The following is a 2,170-nucleotide window of genomic DNA, read 5'->3' as shown; positions in this document are numbered from 1 at the left end:
TCGAGTTGAATCCATCCCACGCGCCGCTTGGCCAGCTCGGTGATCAGCTGTTCATAGACTGGCAGCAGCGCCTCAAGCAGATCGAGCGGGGACATGCCCGTCGCGTCACCCGCCATTTTCGATAGCAGCAGAAATGTGACGGGTCCGGGAATGACTGGGCGGGGTCCGATGCCGAGCGATCGGGCCTCGTCGATCTGCGCGAGGAGCTGTGAGGCTTCCAGTTTGAATGTTTGACCCGCTTCGAGCTCAGGAACGATGTAGTGGTAATTCGTGTCGAACCATTTCGTCATTTCCAAAGCGGCGACATCAACCCCTTGCTCGGGACTCTGAAGACCACGGGCCATGGCGAAGTATCTGATGAGTGGGTCCTGTATGCCTTGATATCGTTTCGGCACCGCGCCGACGGTCACAGCCATATCCAGCATATGATCATAGAGCGAAAAATCTCCCACTGGGATATGATCGATGCCGGCTTGTTTCATGGCCGACCAGTGCCGACGTCGCAGGTCCGCCGCGGTGCGATGAAGATCGATCGCCGTGCTCTTGGTTGCCCAATACGATTCGACCGCCTTCTTCAGTTCGCGGGCGCCGCCGATACGCGGATATCCCAAACACGTTGCTAGGATTGCCATGGTGACTCCTTGTGTTGAACGAAGCGGATTCTCCGCCACTCCTTGCGGAGGAAATCCGCCGACTTGAATGCCGTAAGAAAGACCACCGCTGTCGTCATCTCAACCTGGTATGAGGAACCACGCGCTTTAGAAAGACCTATAAACGTACAGATTCCTCGGGCACTGCTCCGAAAAGTGCAGCCGAGCCAGAGCTTGATCCACCACAAACTTTTGGTGACAACGGCCGCATCGCCCTCCTAGGTTGGAATATCACGAGCGCCATCGTACCCAACGTTTCGTGAATGATAGGACAATTTCACGACATCACCGTTCTTGAGCAGAAACTCCGGCATCGCGATCCGTCGGTTGATCGTGGTCAATACCTCTCCGTTCAGGATAAAGGGCAAAAGAGCTCCGAGTTGATCAGGATGATGTTCGACCAACCGTTGCACCGTCATGGATTCATTTAGTTCAAGATCAATTTCGGTCTCAGCCACCGCCTTGCCCAACGTGCCTAGAACGAAAATCTTAACCATTGCCATCTCCTGCCCGGTTCGGGCCGGAACGCGTCATACCCGTTCCTTGCCATCTTCATGATCCCTTCAACATGGGATCCAGGTTGAACGCAATGCTGATGCGGGGAACGTTTCCGCTGTAGACATTGACCGCGTGAAACAGCCAGCCTGGGAATAACAGACATTGACCGGCCGAGGGAGTCAGAGAGATGCTCGTTCCGGCATCATGGAGCGCAGGAATCTTGTAGCGTAAGTATGGCGCCAGCATGCGTGGCAGGCAGCCCCTCGGATCGAAAAGTCGGAGTTCCCCACCACTCAATCCGTCGGACATCTCACCGGAATCGACATAATAGACCCCCGACCAAAAACTCCCCGGGTGTGGATGGGCGGCGTTACTGCCACCGTTTCGCTGCACGTTGGCCCATATTTCCGCCACCCGCCACTCGAGTGACTGTTCGTGACGTACCGACGCGTCAAGGAGTTCCGTCATCTGTGAGGCGATATGGATGACATGCCCGAGGAGTTCGTTTATGGCAGGGGCTGCCCACTCCAACATGGAGAGATCATGCGGTGATGACCATCCGATCACTTCCGGATCGGAGTGCGCGGGTTGGGAGGCCTCACGTTCTAAGATGACACGTGAAAGTTCGGCATTGAGCCGCTCGTGTTCTTCCGCAATAAAGGTTAGGACGGGAGTCGCAAAAAGCGGCGCAATTGAAACCTCAATCTTTGAAGTCGTATGGGCGACAGGCTCACTTGCCATTGACGCGCCTCCATGGTGATTTGCGACAACAGGAACAGACCTGTCGTGCAACCATGAGGCGGCGGAAATTGGCTGAAGGCGCATGAAGACATGCGGCCTCTCGCACCGACTTCACCCCCGCGGGTGGTTGAACAACTCGATGAAAGGGGTAGGGTCGTGAACCAAGAACGGAAGGAAAGAAAAATACTCCGAACCAGCTCAGACCTACGGTCCTCCCTCGAGGCTCCAGGTCGAACCGGCTTCGGTTGTCTCTCCGTGACCGGGTGCTGGCAGGTCTTCGG

The 2,170-nt window shown here is 55.9% G+C and carries 3 protein-coding genes; all 3 read right to left on the bottom strand.

The window, feature by feature from the left end; all coding sequences use genetic code 11:
* Nucleotides 1-632: uroporphyrinogen decarboxylase/cobalamine-independent methonine synthase family protein (locus tag ACOSYY_RS09265; protein WP_526023307.1), on the bottom strand; the 632-nt coding region annotated here is incomplete at its 3' end.
* Between the two features lie 236 nt (nt 633-868).
* Entirely contained in the window at nt 869-1,147 is a 279-nt protein-coding gene (locus ACOSYY_RS09260; RefSeq protein ID WP_421661983.1) for a MoaD/ThiS family protein, read from the bottom strand.
* 55 nt (nt 1,148-1,202) lie between these two features.
* The gene (locus tag ACOSYY_RS09255; RefSeq protein ID WP_421661982.1) at nt 1,203-1,889 is read right to left on the bottom strand and encodes a TIGR02466 family protein; all 687 of its coding nucleotides are present in this window, start codon (nt 1,887-1,889) and stop codon (nt 1,203-1,205) included.
* Between the last annotated feature and the right edge of the window lie 281 nt (nt 1,890-2,170).

The sequence above is a fragment of the Nitrospira sp. BLG_2 genome, from assembly GCF_049222245.1.
The sequence above is the reverse complement of the archived record's forward strand: the minus strand, read 5'-3'. Positions and strand labels throughout refer to the sequence as shown.